This is a genomic window from Dermabacter sp. HMSC06F07 (assembly GCF_001807345.1).
In the GTDB taxonomy this organism is placed as follows: Bacteria; Actinomycetota; Actinomycetes; order Actinomycetales; family Dermabacteraceae; genus Dermabacter; species Dermabacter hominis.
The window spans coordinates 1-14,686 of sequence record NZ_KV788571.1; the positions used below are offsets into that span (position 1 = coordinate 1).

At 61.2% G+C, this 14,686-nt stretch carries 15 protein-coding genes; 2 read left to right on the plus strand and 13 right to left on the minus strand.

Annotated elements, in window-relative coordinates; genetic code table 11:
- Positions 1-600 precede the first annotated feature (600 nt).
- From HMPREF3157_RS01995 to HMPREF3157_RS02040, 10 genes are all read right to left on the minus strand, one after another.
- Entirely contained in the window at positions 601-1,503 is a 903-nt protein-coding gene (locus HMPREF3157_RS01995) for a hypothetical protein (RefSeq protein ID WP_016663711.1), read from the minus strand.
- Positions 1,504-1,779: 276 nt separating this feature from the next.
- On the minus strand, positions 1,780-2,661 hold the full coding sequence (locus HMPREF3157_RS10475) for a flagellar basal body-associated FliL family protein (protein ID WP_016663712.1): 882 nt from the start codon (positions 2,659-2,661) through the stop codon (positions 1,780-1,782).
- A complete protein-coding gene (locus tag HMPREF3157_RS02005; RefSeq protein WP_016663713.1) occupies positions 2,648-3,352 on the minus strand; it encodes a hypothetical protein in 705 nt (234 codons plus the stop codon). The genes HMPREF3157_RS10475 and HMPREF3157_RS02005 overlap by 14 nt, the downstream gene beginning before the upstream one ends.
- Positions 3,349-4,077, minus strand: coding sequence for a hypothetical protein (locus HMPREF3157_RS02010; protein WP_070435384.1), 729 nt, complete (start codon positions 4,075-4,077; stop codon positions 3,349-3,351). The genes HMPREF3157_RS02005 and HMPREF3157_RS02010 overlap by 4 nt, the downstream gene beginning before the upstream one ends.
- A gap of 161 nt (positions 4,078-4,238) precedes the next feature.
- Positions 4,239-4,802, minus strand: coding sequence for a hypothetical protein (locus tag HMPREF3157_RS02015; protein ID WP_141740580.1), 564 nt, complete (start codon positions 4,800-4,802; stop codon positions 4,239-4,241).
- Between the two features lie 9 nt (positions 4,803-4,811).
- Positions 4,812-5,432 carry a hypothetical protein gene (locus HMPREF3157_RS02020; protein WP_070435386.1) on the minus strand — a complete coding sequence of 207 codons (621 nt, stop codon included), beginning with the start codon at positions 5,430-5,432 and terminating at the stop codon, positions 4,812-4,814.
- 156 nt (positions 5,433-5,588) lie between these two features.
- Positions 5,589-7,076, minus strand: coding sequence for a DUF1846 domain-containing protein (locus HMPREF3157_RS02025; RefSeq protein ID WP_070435387.1), 1,488 nt, complete (start codon positions 7,074-7,076; stop codon positions 5,589-5,591).
- A gap of 167 nt (positions 7,077-7,243) precedes the next feature.
- Entirely contained in the window at positions 7,244-8,074 is an 831-nt protein-coding gene (locus HMPREF3157_RS02030; RefSeq protein ID WP_070435388.1) for a carbohydrate ABC transporter permease, read from the minus strand.
- The gene (locus HMPREF3157_RS02035) at positions 8,071-8,961 is read right to left on the minus strand and encodes a carbohydrate ABC transporter permease (protein WP_070435389.1); all 891 of its coding nucleotides are present in this window, start codon (positions 8,959-8,961) and stop codon (positions 8,071-8,073) included. Before HMPREF3157_RS02035 ends, HMPREF3157_RS02030 begins: the two co-directional genes overlap by 4 nt.
- Before the next feature lie 91 nt (positions 8,962-9,052).
- Positions 9,053-10,345 carry an ABC transporter substrate-binding protein gene (locus tag HMPREF3157_RS02040; RefSeq protein WP_070435390.1) on the minus strand — a complete coding sequence of 431 codons (1,293 nt, stop codon included), beginning with the start codon at positions 10,343-10,345 and terminating at the stop codon, positions 9,053-9,055.
- 465 nt (positions 10,346-10,810) lie between these two features.
- Here HMPREF3157_RS02040 and ptsP point away from each other — a divergent pair, with 465 nt between their 5' ends.
- Complete coding sequence (gene ptsP, locus HMPREF3157_RS02045; protein ID WP_070435391.1) at positions 10,811-12,529, plus strand: phosphoenolpyruvate--protein phosphotransferase; 1,719 nt, start codon at positions 10,811-10,813, stop codon at positions 12,527-12,529.
- A 75-nt stretch (positions 12,530-12,604) separates the two neighbouring features.
- On the opposite strand, the gene HMPREF3157_RS02050 is transcribed toward ptsP, so the two are convergent.
- From HMPREF3157_RS02050 to HMPREF3157_RS02060, 3 genes are all read right to left on the minus strand, one after another.
- Positions 12,605-12,877, minus strand: coding sequence for an HPr family phosphocarrier protein (locus HMPREF3157_RS02050; RefSeq protein WP_034371649.1), 273 nt, complete (start codon positions 12,875-12,877; stop codon positions 12,605-12,607).
- Between the two features lie 123 nt (positions 12,878-13,000).
- Positions 13,001-13,561 carry a PTS mannitol transporter subunit IIA gene (locus HMPREF3157_RS02055; protein ID WP_070435392.1) on the minus strand — a complete coding sequence of 187 codons (561 nt, stop codon included), beginning with the start codon at positions 13,559-13,561 and terminating at the stop codon, positions 13,001-13,003.
- 35 nt (positions 13,562-13,596) lie between these two features.
- Positions 13,597-14,082, minus strand: coding sequence for a GtrA family protein (locus tag HMPREF3157_RS02060; protein ID WP_034371652.1), 486 nt, complete (start codon positions 14,080-14,082; stop codon positions 13,597-13,599).
- A gap of 55 nt (positions 14,083-14,137) precedes the next feature.
- Between HMPREF3157_RS02060 and HMPREF3157_RS02065 the strand changes: the two genes are divergently transcribed.
- The coding region (locus HMPREF3157_RS02065; protein ID WP_210386253.1) for a formate dehydrogenase accessory sulfurtransferase FdhD at positions 14,138-14,686 on the plus strand (549 nt) is incomplete at its 3' end.

Genomic DNA, 14,686 nt, shown 5'->3' on the forward strand with positions numbered 1-14,686 from the left:
AGGACACCGCCGAACTATTCTTTGAGGGTGGAGCCCCGGCCGCTAGGGTCGGGGCTCCCCACATTTAACGCCCGAATTTTTGGAGCCAATACCCCTGAGCTAAGGTTCGGGGTTTTCTTTTGCCTTCATGCGAATGCTTGCATCATCCGTGTGTTTACCGATCGCGCTGCCCGCATGGTGAAGAGAGTCAGCTAGCTGAGCGCTCTCGCTCGCTTAGTCACTGAACTTATCCGTCGATCGAGGGCATCGAGGAGAAAGGCTGATTGCCCCACCTTTTCGCCGGTGTTAGATGCTTTGTAGGTGAGGCGATAGTCAGGAGCCGGTGCCCGAAGCTTCGCCGGCATCTTGTCCTGGAGCGGCCCCTGCCTGTCTGGCCACCGAGTCTGTGCTCAAGTGTTGCTACGCTCCGACGGAATCATGCCATTGGACTCGTGCGGCTCCGCGAGGTTTTCGCCTTTATCGAGATCATCGCCGCTTTCGGGCGGGATGGCATGGGCTAAATGCGCTGGCGGAGCCGCTGAGTAGTTTGCAATTACCTTACGAAGGGTTCTTGCACTTTTGTTGTCGTTTTTGAGGAGTGGGAAGTCCAGGCGAGAATGTCTATCCCATCTTCGAAATGAACTCGTCGCCCCAGGCGGTAACGTCTTCGGGACTCAGCGCTCCGGCGTTTGCACCGATGATATAGACGAGTGCGCCGGAAGAGTTCTGTTTGTAGCACGTATGACTATTCGTGGTTTTGGATTCGCATGTCCAGCTGCCTACGGTCTTCTTTTCTCCACTTCCGTACTTTGTGAACATGTCTTGGGTGTCTTTGTCATTGATGATCGAAGCGATATAGACAAGAGTCATATCCTGAGAGACGTAGGTTCCGCCAACGTCGCCGATTCCGGCATCGCCGAACGAGGGGTCGAGGCTTGTCGAGCCAACCTGTTGAGGAAGGTTCCCCGATGCCACTCCGCCTCCACCGCCGGGCTGCGGAGCGTCTCCACCGCCTTGTCCCGGCTGAGGGCTATTGCCGCCGTCCCCGGGTTGCGGGTCGTTGCCCCCGGTGCCAGGTTGGGGCATCGGCTGGGGGATATTCTTGACGTCGTCAGGTTGAGGGCTGTCGCTGCTGTTTCCACCGGGCGCGGGGTTCGGAGCAGGAGCTGAACCCCCGTTGTTATTCGTGTTCCCCTTGTCGTCCTTGCCCTTGAGGTCCTTTTCCGCGGAGCTCACTTCTGAGGCGGGAACCTCTTTTTTGTCGTCGCCATTGAGGAGCGTGAACGCGAGGACGCCTCCACCGACCAGGAGAGCGAGCAGGAGGAGAACACCGCAGCCGATTCCAACCCACAGTCCAGTCTTGCTCCTCTTCTGTGGAGGCATACCGCCGCCGGGGTATCCCGCGGGCTGGTTGTATTGCCCTTGAAAATTGCCCTGATCGTATGAGGGCTGCTGGTCGTAGCCTTGGTTGCCGTTCGGATTTGCACTCGAAGCAGCTCCTGGCTGCCACTCGGGGTTGCTCATGTTCGATGTCTTCCTGCTGTGCTGGGTCGCGAAGGTGCGAGAAGCGGACGGGACGTGTCGCAGACGCCAATGTAGGCGCAGGCGCCAGTCAGTATTACACATCACATCGATGGAAACCTAGAGTTGCCTATCTCAAAATTGCGGTGAGAGCACCAGGGGTTGAAAAACGCAGGCGGGAGGATCCTGACGAGCTTTTGCTTACGGAATGCACCTCGGCGTCTTTGCCTTGGCTCGCACATCTCACCCCCACGCTGTGTGTGCTCCCGTTCGGGTGCTTTAGTGTGGCGCGGTCGCAAGCTGATCGCCGAACTGGGCGATCTCGTTGAGGTCTTTCACATTGGAGGCCATAATGAGCACGATCGCGCCGCCAGGGCCCTGGGCGTAACAGTCGCCGCCGTTCTCTACGAAGGCGTCTTCTTGGCATTTCCAGTTGCCGATCTGTTTTCCGGTCGCGTCAAGATCTTGGACAAAGAGTCGACCGCTCTCGGTATCGTGGAATACCTCGACCCAGAAGATCGCAGAGCTGTTTGGTGAGGAGTACACCTTCTCAACATCACCGAAATCTAGTTTCGGTTGGCTTTCGTCGACTTTGAAATCTCCCACTTGATCCGGGGGAGTATAGCCGCCGCTGGGATTCGAGCCCGGGGCGGGATCCGGCCCGTTCGGTCCCGGCGCCGGCTGGGGGCCAGGGTCAGGACCGTTGGGCCCTGGGGCCGGTGCAGGTTGAGGTCCGGGATTCGGGTCTGGATTCGGAGCCGGGTTGGGGTTCGGCTGCGGCGCTGGGTTCGGACCAGGTGCTGGAGCCGGGTTGGGGTTAGGTACAGGGTTATCCCCACCGCCATCACTCACGGGAGCCTTGGGGTTCGGGGCGGGCGCGGGTGCGCTCGTGGTCGTGTCGTCTTTAGAGTCCGACGCTTCCTTGTCTTTGTTGTTCATGAGCATGAAGGCGAGAACTCCACCGGCGATGAGAAGGAGCACGAATGCGACGCCCATCCCGATCGCGACCCACAGAACCATCCTGTTTTTCTTTTCCGGGGGTACCGGGCCCGGTTGGGTCATTGGAGTGCCGCCCTGTGGTGCTTGGTAAGGGCTGCCAGCCTGGTACTCGGTTGGTTCTGCGTGGGGATCGGGGGTCTGCTGCCAATTATTGTTGTTCATTCAACGCTCCAAGGAGTTCGTCGCCCCATGCTGCGAGTTCGTTGGGGGCGAGCGTCTTGGCTCCAATCGCCACGTAGCCGTGAGTGGCGTCTTGCGTGATGCAGCCGGTAAGTGAGCTGGACTCTTCCACGGCGCATGTCCATTTGCCGATTTTTTGGGGGTTAGGGAGGGTCTTCGCAACGCTCTCAGCGTTACGGTCGGTGTTCTTGCCGACTCCAACTTCGATCTGGGTGCCGTCGGGCATTTGGTACACGGAATGGAAGTCAAAGTTTTGAGGGGCTTGGTGGGGCTCCCCGGAGTTGACGAGAACGGCGTCTCCGATCTTTTGGGGTTCGCCGCCCCGAGCTTCGACTGGCCCGGAGCCGTCGTCGGGCTCGGGTTCCGGTGTCGGTGCGGGCTGCGAGGTCCGTTCGTCCCCGCCCTCATCGCTTGGTGGTGCCGACGCTGGATCGCTTTGGCCGTCGTCTTGTGGGCTCGGGTCGGGAGCTGTAGACGACGTGGTCGTGTCGTCGCCGCCCGATTCCTTCGAATCATTCCCGCTCATGAGCGCGAACGCGAGGATGATGCCGCCGACGATGAGGGCGAGCAGCACGATGCAGCCGCAGCCGAGGCCAACCCACAGGCCGGTCCTGCTCTTCTTTGCGGTCGGTATTCCGGGAAGGTGGCCGCCGTGTGGCGTGAATTGGGTCATGAGCTCGCTCCTCCGGCTGCGATGAACTGATCACCGAAGTTGGCGAGAGTTTGGGCATCTGGCGTGCCGATCACCTTCACGACGTCGGTGCCGTTGGAAGATTTCACGCAAATGTTTTGGCTCGGGTCTCCTTGGAAGGTCCCGCACGTCCAGCCGTTGATTTCTTGTCCGTCAGTGATGGTTTTCTTTTCATCCTCGGGGCTGAGCGTGGGATTTGCCGCGCCCGACACTTCGATCATGTCCATTGCGCTGTTGCTGTAGGCAGCGACGTAATCCGCACCGACAGTATTGCCTGTTCCAACGCCGGCGAGTGTGTAATCACCGACTTGTTGCGGTTTATTTGAACTGCTGCCGCCCGAGGGCTGTTGTGGCATGGGAGCAGACCCTGGGTCGTTGCCAGGATTGTTGGGAGCCGGAGCGGGATTTGGTGCCGGGCTGTCGCCGCCGTTGGGGGCGGGCGCTGGATTTGGTGCCGGTGCTGCAGCCGATGTCGTCGTGCGTTCGTTTCCCGATTCTCTTGAATCATCCCCGCCCATGAGCATCACTGCGAGCACGATGACGCCGATCAGGAGAGCGAGGAGCAAGAGGCAGCCGCAGCCGAAGCCGACCCATAGGCCGGTATTGCTCTTTTTTTGCTGTGGCATAGCGCCCGGGTATCCCATAGCGGGCTGCCCCTGCACCGCACCGTGATTGATTGGAGCCTGATTCCACTGGTTGTTCGACATGTGCGGGGTCCTCATCGGGTGGGGCGGTGTGCGCACGCGCACAAGGGATAGCGTAGCTGACTGTAACGCTGTGCCGTTCGTCAGTATTACACATCACACCGAAGGGATACTAGGGTTTCCGTTAATCTACGGCGTGGTGTGCGGGGCGAGACCTACTTCGGCTATTTGAGTTGCTCCATAAACTCTTCACCCCAGGCCGCAATGGTGCTGAGGGCGGCGTCGGTATCAAGCGGAACGAGGAGAATTCTTCCACGTTCGTCGTCGGCCATGCAGACGTTCATCTCGTACTGCGTCCCGCACACCCAAGGCCCGATGTCTTGCCGGTTCATGAGGCCGGCGGTGTCCTCTTCAAACGTGCGGCCCGTATCATTCTCGATCCCGATCTCGAACCCGCCGCCGCTCTCATCTTCGTAGCGGGCGCGCACGACGTAATCGTGATCCGGGTCTTCCCCGCGGGCTTCGGAATAAGCAAGGTGGGTATCGCCCACCGTTTCGGGTTCTCCGGATTTGGGGGACACAGCCTGGGAGCTTGAGGTATCGGGGGAGGGGTCCGACGCTTGCTCTTCCCTATCGCCCAGGAACATGAAGGCAAGAAGCCCGGCAACAGTGAGTGCTGCGAGCGCAAACAATGCGCCGCCACATCCGAGCAGCGTCCATAGAAACGTGTTGTTCGCGCGCGTTGACGCAGTGGGTTGAGGATTCGGCTGCTTCATCGGTGATCGCAAGGCACAAGGTTAGAGGAACGCGTCTTTGATTTCGTCACCGAGGCGCACGAGCGGCTCAAAGCCATCGGCGTTCGAGGACACCTCGAGGTAAAGATTGTATTTCGGGACGATTTGCGCGCACGTGGGGGAGTCGTTAGTGGCGAGGTGAGACTCGGCCTCGACACAGTGCCACTCGCCGCTCGTGAAAACGTACTCCTCGTCCGTAAAGTCCTTGAGGTAGGTGAAAAGTGTCGACGAACTGGTCTGCATCTCGAACCGGACGATGCGCGTCTCGTCGTCTCCATTCGGCGCGGAGTAGAGCGCTTCGTAACGGTAGGACCCCTCGTCGAAGGGTGAGAGTTCCGAGCGCTCGAGTTTCATGCCATTGAGATCCTCGGGAGGTGTTTTTCCTTCGGGATCGAAGTATTCGGGTTCGCCGCTAAAGGGCTCGTCTTCCGTCGACTCGCCGTTAGTGTCGCGTGCTTTGGTTGGGGTGCTCTCGGTAGTTGGGGCGGACTCTGCGGCGTGGGCCGATCCGTCGGCGACGTTCTCGCCGCCACCTTTGCACGCGGTCAGGCTCGCGACGGCGAGGAGGATCGCGGCGGTTGCGCCGAGAACGCCGGTGGGACGGGTGGGAAGGCAGTAAGGCATCGGGGAACCTCCTCGTGTGGCAGCGTCGGAAGTGCCGCCTCCACAATTGTGGCAGGGCAACGGCGCCGCGGTGACGCCATTGCCGCGCATCGTTATGGAATGTTCACCGAAGCATGGAGATCGGAAACCGTGGAACGGCGTTCCCCAGCGCGCCTCCTATTTATGGAAGAGGGTCTTCTTGCCAAATGCCGGTTCGCTCGTCACAAGCACGCCGAGGGCGCGGAACACTGATTCGTCGACGGAGCCGAGGATCGTCGTGGTGTGCACGTCGCAGCCGCGCAGGTTCTTAATCTGCGCGAGCGCGGCGGCTGCATTCTTGTCGCTTCCCGCGGAGACCGATAGGGCGATGAGCACTTCGTCGGTGTGCAGGCGCGGATTGCGTGAGCCCAGGTGATCGACTTTGAGAGTCTGGATCGGCTTGATCGACTCGGGCGACAGCAAAAGGGCATCCTCGGGAATCCCCGCGAGATGCTTGAGCGCGTTGAGGAGCATGGCAGCGGAAGCACCGAGCAGGTCTGAGGTCTTGCCTGTAATGAGGGTGCCGTCGGAAAGCTCGAGGCACGAAGCAGGCCCGCCGGTTTTTTCGGCGAGGGCGAGAGCAGGCTTCACTGTGGGGCGAATCGTTTCGTCCACGCCGAGCTTGGCCATCACGAGCTTGATGCGCTGCGACTCGAGCGGGGGAAGTTCGAGCTTTTTTTCGGAAACACGGGCCTTGAAGTAGCGGCGCACAACCTCTTGCGTCGCGGCCTCGCGGCAGGCGTCGTCGTCGGTGATCGCGTACCCGGCCATGTTCACGCCCATGTCGGTCGGAGAAGCGTAAGGGCACTGCCCGAGGATGCGTTCGAGGAGGATCCTGAGCAGGGGGAACGCTTCGATATCGCGGTTGTAGTTGACGGCCTTTTCACCGTACGTTTCGAGATGGAACGGGTCGATGAGGTTGACGTCGTCGAGATCCGCCGTTGCCGCCTCGTAGGCGAGGTTCACGGGGTGTTCAAGCGGAAGGTTCCAGATCGGGAACGTCTCAAATTTCGCGTAGCTCGAGGCGATTCCACGCTTGTGGTCGTGATAAATCTGCGACAGGCACGTCGCGAGTTTGCCCGATCCCGGCCCCGGCGCCGTCACGATAATGAGGTCGCGCTCGGTTTTCGCGCACTCGTTTTGACCAAGCCCCTCCTCGGACACGACGAGGGTCGGGTCCGGGTAGCCCTTGATCGTGCGGTGGCGCACGACCGTCAAACCGAGCCGCTCCATGCGAGTTTTAAACTGCGACGCCGCCTCGTTACGATCGTCCATTTGCGTGAGCACGATCGTGTTGACGAGGAAACCGCGCTCGCGGAACACATCCACGAGGCGCAGAACGTCCTCCTCATACGTGATACCAAGGTCGGCGCGCATCTTGTCGTGTTCAATATCGTGGGCGTTGATGGCGATAAGGATCTCGAGCTCATCCTTCAGCTCATACAGCATCGCGATCTTGTTATCCGGTGTGAACCCGGGAAGAACCCTCGAAGCGTGCAGGTCGTCGAAAAGCTTGCCGCCCATCTCGAGGTAGAGCTTCCCGCCGATCTGAGCGCGCCTTTCGGCGATGTGCTTCGACTGCAGCTCGATGTATTTTTCTGGATCAAAACCTTGCGTGCGTGCCATGCGAGCCTCCTGCGATGAGATGAGAAAACGAGGGGCCGGTGGCATACGACCTGCATGTGCAGCCCTCGACATCTTAGGGCACGAGCGGGGGAGTTTCCAGGACCATTGCGGTCCGACGGTCCCCGCGCGTGCCCGCGATGCCTACTCTTTCGCGGTGGCTTGAGCTCTCAGCCCTTGACGGAGCCGCTCATCATGCCCGAAATGAAGTACTTCGACAGCAGGATGTACACGACGAGGGTGGGAGCCGAAGCAAGAAGTGCGCCCGCCATCGACACCCCGTAGTTGGTCAGCAGCGCGCCGTTGGCGAGGTTGTTGAGCGCGAGGGTCACCGGGCCGTTCATCGGGGTCGCGAAGAACACCGCGAACAGGAAGTCGTTCCACGCGTTCGTGAACTGCCAGATCATGACCACCACGAAACCGGGAATCGAGATGGGCAGCGCAACGGACCAGAACGTGCGGAGCATCCCCGCGCCATCAACCTTGGCGGCTTCGATGAGCGATTCGGGAACCGTCTCGAAGTAGTTGCGGAAGATGAGCGTGCAGATCGGGATACCGAACACGACGTGCACGAGAATAAGCGAGGGAACGCCCGAGTCGATGGGCAGAGCAAGCACGAGCGAGAGCAGGGGGATCATCACGGCCTGATAGGGCAGGAACATGCCAAACAGGAGGAACGTGAATACGACATCCGCCCCGGGGAAACGCCAGCGAGACAGCACAAAGCCGTTCATGCACCCGAGAGCCGAGGAGATGATCGTCGAGGGAATGACCATCGCAAACGAACGTCCCATCGCAGGCGAGAGCGTTTCCCAGGCTTCCGCCCAGTTCTCAAGCGTCCACTCGCTTGGAAGCGCCCACGCGCGGGCGGCCGAGGCATCGCCGCTCGTTTTGAAGCTCGTGACGATGAGGACATAGACGGGAATCAGGACGAGGACGACGCCGATGAGGAGAAGGGTGAGGCGGGCGAACCGCCACGGAGAAATCGAGGAGGTGTTCACGACCGACGCTCCCTGTGTTGCTGAATGAGATAAGGAACGATGAGGACACCTACGATGATGAGAAGAATCGTGCCGACGGCAGCCGCGTTCGCGTAATCGAAGCTCGACTTAAACACGAACATGTCCACGGCGGGGATCTTGGTTTGGTAGTTCGAGGGTTTCGAGATCGACATGATGAGGTCGAAGCTCTTGAGGCTCATGTGCGCGATAATCACGAGAGCGCTCATGATGATGGGGGTGAGCTGCGGGAAGATCACGTGGCGGTAGATTTGCCACTCGCTCGCACCGTCCATGCGACCCGCTTCGCGAAGCTCATCGGGAACGCCGCGGAAGCCGGCGAGAAAGAGCGCCATGACGTAGCCGCTCAGCTGCCAAATCGCTGGAAGGGCAATCGCGGCGATGCCCCACGTGATGTTGTTCCACCAAGGGTTTTGGAGAAAGCCGAGTCCCACCATCTGAAAGAGGCGGTTAAGCCCACTTGCACTCTCGCCCTGGTTGGAGTTGAGGAGCCAGCGCCACACCACGCCCGAGGCCACGAAGGACACAGCCATTGGGAAAAGGTAGATGGTTTGGAACACTCGACCACCTTTGATGGGGCGATCGAGAAGCCACGCCCACACGAACCCGGTGATCATCGCGCCACCCAAGAACACCACCGTGAAAATCACGAGGTTCATGAGTGAGTGGCGAAAATCGGGGCTCGAGAGAAGAGCGATGTAGTTATCGAGGCCAACGAACTTACTGGGTTGCACGCCGTTCGCTTGCGCTGCCGTGTGGTTGTCAGTGAGAGAGGTCCACACGTTTTGTGCCATAAGCACGTAGACGAAGATCCCCACGAGAATGAGCGAAGGCGAGATGAGCAGCAGGGGCGCCGCATACTTTTTCATGCCTGGTCCTAGGGTGGAAGTGGCATCGGTGGGGGCCGGGCGTGCGTCGGAAATGAGAGTCCCGGCCCCGAAACCGATGTGAAAGCGGAGCTTACTTCTTCATGTTCGATTCGGCGGCGGAAACGAGCTCGGCCTGGAACGCCTTGGCGTCGGTCGCGCCGGAGGTGAACTTGCTCGTTGCGTCGGAAATGGCGTTGAGCCACGCGACCGACGTTGCCGCACCGTGGGCGATCGAGGCGCAGATCTTGTCGTGCGCGAAGGACTCGAGCGCGGACTGCTGATACGCCGGGAACTTCGAGACATCAGCGTCGGTGCGCGCAGGGATCGAGCCCTTGGCGAGATTGAAGGCTTCCTGGCCTTCGACTGACGAGATGGTCTTGAGCCACGCCTTCGCATTGTCGGTGTGCGGTGCGCCCACGGGCAGGGTGAAGGAGTCCGCGAGGAAGCCGAAGATCTTGTCGCCAGAGGCGGCCGAGGGCACCTCGAAGTAGACGTAGTCCTTCATGTCTTCCTTGCCGGCTTCCTGGAATGCCGCAACGGCCCAGTCACCCATGACGTTGTAGGCGGCCTTCTCGTCGATCACGAGGGCTGTCGCTTCGGGCCAATCGAGCGAATCTCGGTCGGAGTTGGTGTAGCTGACGAGCTTCTCGAACGCCGCGATTGCCGTGGCGACCTCCGCACCTGCCCAGTCAGTCGAGCCGTCGAACAGGCCGTTGTAGGCGTCCGCGCCGAGGTGGGACATGAGCACTGCTTCAAGCAGGTTGACCTGCGTCCACGGTGCCGCGAGAGAAAGCGCGGTGACACCCGCAGCCTTGGCCTTTTCGAGATCGGCGAGCCAGGCATCGAACGTCTCGGGGACAGCCTTCGGGTCAATACCGGCCTTTTCGAGCACGGCTGCCGATGCCCACACGACGTTCGAACGGTGAATGTTGGACGGCACCGAGTAGATCTTGCCATCCACCGTGAGGAGCTCGACGAGGCTGTCAGGGAAGGCCTTGCGCAGGTCGAACTCGTCGTAGAGTCCAGAGACGTCTTCGATCTGGCCAGCATTGATGTAATCGGTCAGCTCGCCACCCGCGTGCGCCTGGAAAGTGTCGGGCGGATTCTTGGTCTGCAAGCGCGACTGGAGCATGTCCTTTGCGGCACTGCCCGCACCACCCGCGACGGAGCCATTGACGAACTTAATCTTGGGGTTTTGCTCGTTGAATACCTTGACGAGAGCGTCGAGGCCTGCTTTCTCCGAGCCCTGGGCCCACCACGTGAAAACCTCGACAGAGTCGTCCCCGCCAGCGGAACCGCCACCGGAGGAGTTGGAACATGCTGCGAGCGCGCCAAGCGCAATACCAGCGGACGTGAGAGTGAGGAAAGTCCTCCGTGCGATCATTGCTGTTCTCCTTTAAACAACAGGGGCGTCGTTGCCGAGTGCCGCGATGCGGCGGCCCTATTGTAGTCGCACTGCGACCTTCGATCCAATCCGAGTGGTTGGAATGTTGCCATTTGAGTGACACGAAGCGAACGAAACGTAGCGCCGCACTAGGCTTTGCAAAATCCCCCGCCGCGAAACTCATGCAGTTCACTGCCACCGCATTCGAAGAGACCAAAGCATGAAGTCTGTGTGTGATTCGAGGCGCTTTTGAGGGCAGCGTTCCAGCATTTCTCGCAGCCTGTTGCGATACCGTGAGGGAGCTCATAAGGGGCGGCGCGTGGGCGCCCGAGACCGCTGCGGCGCGAGCATTCGCCCTGGAAGTCCCGAATGTGCCGCGCGCCGCGCCCATATCGCCCGCAATGCACACCGCAGGAGCGCGCTCGCTCGTGAGACTGAGCGGCGTTGCGCGAAGATCGGAGAACAATGACTGACTACAAAGGCGTCGCAGTAAGCCCCGGACGCGTGATCGACCCCGTCAAGGTCATGGCGCCGCCGGTTGCCGAGCCTCCCCTTAACGACTCCCTCCCCGAGGGCGAACCGCGCGAGACCGAGGCCGCCCGAATCGCCGAGTCCGCTGCCGCGGTCAAGGCCGACCTCGAGAAGCGCGCTGAGGCGGCACACGGCGACGGCAAAGCCGTTCTCGAGGCGACAGCGCAAATGGCGGCGGATCCAACGCTCACAACGAGCGCGGAGCAGCTTGTACGCACCGCCGGTATGAGCGCCGAACGCGCCGTGTGGGAAGCCGGTGATCAGGTTGCCACGATGCTTGAGGGCCTCGGCGGCTACATGGCCGAGCGCGTTGCCGACGTGAAGGACGTGCGCGCACGCATCGTCGCCCATCTCCGCGGCGAACAGGCGCCCGGCATCCCGTTCTCGACCGAGCGCTTCGTACTCGCCGCGATCGACCTCGCCCCCGCCGACACAGCAACCCTCGACCCGACCATCGTTTCGGCGCTTATCACCTCCGACGGTGGCCCGCAGTCGCACACCGCGATCCTCGCGCGCCAGCTTGGGATTCCTGCCGTTGTCGCCGCGAAAGGCGTCGAGAGCATCGAGCCGGGAACGGTCGTGTACGTGGATGGCGCCGCCGGCACCGTGACCAGTGAGTTCGGCGACCGAGAGCGGGAACTCTCCGCCACCTGGTACGAGCTCGTGAAAAACCCCCTTACGTACTCAGGTGGGGGAGCGGAACTTTCCGACGGTACCCGCGTTCCACTGCTCGCCAATGTGGGCGGTGAAAAGGACGCAGCACTTGCCGCCGAGGCCAATGCTGACGGCGTGGGCCTTTTCCGAACCGAGTTCTGCTTCCTCGACCGCGACGAGGAGCCGAGTATCGAGGAGCAGGCCGCGGCGTATGCGGGGGTGCTTCGGCACTTCCCGGGTAGGAAGGTCGTGATCCGCACACTCGACGCGGGTGCCGACAAGCCGCTTCCGTTTTTGACCGATGCCGACGAGCCGAACCCCGCGCTTGGCGTCCGGGCCTATCGCACTTCGTGGGAGAAGCGCTCGGTGCTCGAGAACCAGCTGAAGGCAATCGCAAAAGCGAGCCACGAGACGAGCGCTGAGCCGTGGGTCATGGCACCGATGATCTCGACACTCGAGGACACCGAAGATTTCGTATCGATGGCACGCTCCGCTGGCGTGGAGCGCGCAGGTATCATGGTCGAAACTCCGAGCGCGGCCCTCACAAGCGATCACCTCATGGGCGTAGCCGACTTTGCCTCGATCGGTACGAACGACCTCACGCAATACACGATGGCTGCCGACCGCATGCTCGGCTCCCTCGCGCAGCTCAACGATCCGTGGCAGCCTGCCGTCCTCGCGCTCGTGGGCGCTACGGCGACGGGTGCGCGGGTCGCGGGTGGCGACCCGGAAGCCTTCGGCGATGGCGCGAACAAGCCCGTGGGCGTATGCGGTGAGGCAGCGGGCGACCCCGCGCTCGCGGTCGTCCTCGTGGGGCTCGGTGTGAACTCCCTGTCGATGACGCCTCGATCGCTGCCAGCAGTCGCGAAAGTCCTGTCGACCGTGTCGCTGGCAGATGCGCGCGAACTCGCTCGTCTCGCGGTGTGCGCACCGACCGCCGCCGAAGGCAAGCGGACCGTGCGTGCGAAGCTCCCCATCATTGAGGAACTCGGACTCTAACGGGCTGAATGTAAGCGAAGGGGGCATGCCGCTCGGCATGCCCCCTTCATCATCCAACAGAGGTGTAGTTGGTGCTTAGGCCTGCGCGTCGAGATCCGTCTCGAGAAGCTCCGCGAGCTTGTTGACCGACTCTTCGGCTCCGTCGCCCTCGGCACGGAGGGTGACTTCGTCGCCAGCGCCGGCGCCAAGGGTCATGAGCATGAGGATCGACGAGGCGTCGATCGGCGCGCCGCCAACTTTTTCGATCGTGACCTTCGCGGGCTGCTCACCGGCGGCCTTCGAGAAAATGGCGGCGGGGCGGGCGTGGAGGCCCGAAGCCGAAGCGACTTTGACGGTACGTTCAACCATGATGTGCCTTTCGACGAGCCGGTATGCCACATGGACAAACACCAGCGGGAAAATTTTAGTGAGGCCACCCTACCGAATGACGCTGCAGGTGACCTTGTTGGAACCCTCTCGTGCGGGCCATCCTCACAGCCCGCGAATCTCCTCGAAGTCAGGGTCAAACACCGCGAGAACCTCGAGCGGCGCCTCCGCCTCCGCTAGGGCCCGGCGGCGATCCTCCTCCGCAAACACCTGCGAGATCGCCTGAAGCAGCATCAGATGCTCATCGCCAATGCCCGCAATGGCGACAACGAACGACACCTTCTCCTCGCCGCTTTCACCCCAAGCAATCGGCTCGTCATACTTCACGACACTCATCGCCGTGCGGTGAATATTGCTCTTTGCTTCGCTCGTTGCATGGGGAACCGCAACGCCATACCCCATAAACGTCGACACCGCGGCCTCACGCTCGTGCATCGCTTCAACATACGCCGGATCGATCGCCTCGAGCTCAACGAGGAGATCGCCCGCCTCCTCAATCGCCTCGCTCTGATTTCGAGCAAGTCCCGGGACGCGAATCGCGTGCGGCGAAAGAATGACCGATTCGCCTGATGCCGACGGCGACCCTTTCCCATGATCGCGCGTCACATCGCATGCCCACCGCGGAGCAGCGTGCTCAGATCCGTCACGACTCTGTGAAATGTTCATGATTCACGCCTTTCAGAAGATGCTTCACCTCGAGTCTAGGTGGCGTCGGACCCCTCCGCCTCAGGAAAAACGAACTTCCCGTACGTGAAGTACCGGAACGTCGTGGAGACCACCTGGCCAATGAATGTGCCGCTCACGTTATCCGCGAAGGCAGAATCCAGCCCGAGAACATAGCGGGAAAACCCCAGGCAGCCGAGCTGCAGCGCGCTCGCGATCACGTTCACGACGACGAACGCGAAAATCGAGCGTGCCGTGTGCGGCTTGGCGCGATCCCCATACGTCCAAAAGCGATTCCCGAGATACGTGAGGCAGCTAGCCGCAGCAATCGCGAGGATCTTCGCAAGGATCGGCTGGCTGTGCATGAGCCCCTCGCCCCAGCCATGCGTCGGGCTCCAAAACACGAGGACGTTATACATCGCCGCATCAAAAAAGAACACAAGGCCGCCCACGATCAGGAACTTCGAGCCGCGCAACGCATGGGCGAGGGCAGCAGTTCTCGACGAGGATTCCTTCACGGTCACGAAGCAAGGGTACAGGCCGTGCCGCAGCGGACGAATGGAGTTAGGGTGAGAGTCTATGGGACGAGTGACAGCATCGACGCGCCTGACGCGCATACGAATCCGGGACGGCAAGCTCTACCATTCTGAGCGACCCGACACCGTGGCCGTTGAAGAACCCCTCGACATTCGTCTCAACGGCCAGCAACTCTCCATGACAATGCGCACCCCTGGCCACGACGTTGAACTCATCCACGGCTTCCTTCATGCCGAGGGTTACATCACGAACCGCGATGATATTCGCGAAGCTCGCTACTGCGACGGTGCCGTCGTCGAAGACGACTCCGGCTTCGAACGCAACACCTACAACGTCATGGATTTCACCACCCGCACCATCACCACAGCCCCGGTGATCACGAAGCCGTTCCTTACCTCGAGCGCGTGCGGTGTGTGCGGCTCGGCTTCAATCGACCAGGTGACGCAGCGGGTACGTCACGATTTCGTTCCGACGTTTGCCATGCACCCCTCGACCCTTCTTCGAGCGCAACGCGAGCTAGGTGACGGTCAGGCGGCGTTCTCTAAAACCGGTGGTGTTCATGCCGCGGCTCTCTTGACCCCGGAGGGGGAG

Bases quoted from the DNA above. Each gene is read 5' to 3' on its own strand.
- HMPREF3157_RS01995 (WP_016663711.1), bottom strand. From the start codon at position 1,503: ATGAGCAACCCCGAGTGGCAGCCAGGAGCTGCTTCGAGTGCAAATCCG.
- HMPREF3157_RS10475 (WP_016663712.1), bottom strand. From the start codon at position 2,661: ATGAACAACAATAATTGGCAGCAGACCCCCGATCCCCACGCAGAACCA.
- HMPREF3157_RS02005 (WP_016663713.1), bottom strand. From the start codon at position 3,352: ATGACCCAATTCACGCCACACGGCGGCCACCTTCCCGGAATACCGACC.
- HMPREF3157_RS02010 (WP_070435384.1), bottom strand. From the start codon at position 4,077: ATGTCGAACAACCAGTGGAATCAGGCTCCAATCAATCACGGTGCGGTG.
- HMPREF3157_RS02020 (WP_070435386.1), bottom strand. From the start codon at position 5,432: ATGCCTTACTGCCTTCCCACCCGTCCCACCGGCGTTCTCGGCGCAACC.
- HMPREF3157_RS02025 (WP_070435387.1), bottom strand. From the start codon at position 7,076: ATGGCACGCACGCAAGGTTTTGATCCAGAAAAATACATCGAGCTGCAG.
- HMPREF3157_RS02035 (WP_070435389.1), bottom strand. From the start codon at position 8,961: ATGAAAAAGTATGCGGCGCCCCTGCTGCTCATCTCGCCTTCGCTCATT.
- HMPREF3157_RS02040 (WP_070435390.1), bottom strand. From the start codon at position 10,345: ATGATCGCACGGAGGACTTTCCTCACTCTCACGTCCGCTGGTATTGCG.
- ptsP (WP_070435391.1), top strand. From the start codon at position 10,811: ATGACTGACTACAAAGGCGTCGCAGTAAGCCCCGGACGCGTGATCGAC.
- HMPREF3157_RS02050 (WP_034371649.1), bottom strand. From the start codon at position 12,877: ATGGTTGAACGTACCGTCAAAGTCGCTTCGGCTTCGGGCCTCCACGCC.
- HMPREF3157_RS02055 (WP_070435392.1), bottom strand. From the start codon at position 13,561: ATGAACATTTCACAGAGTCGTGACGGATCTGAGCACGCTGCTCCGCGG.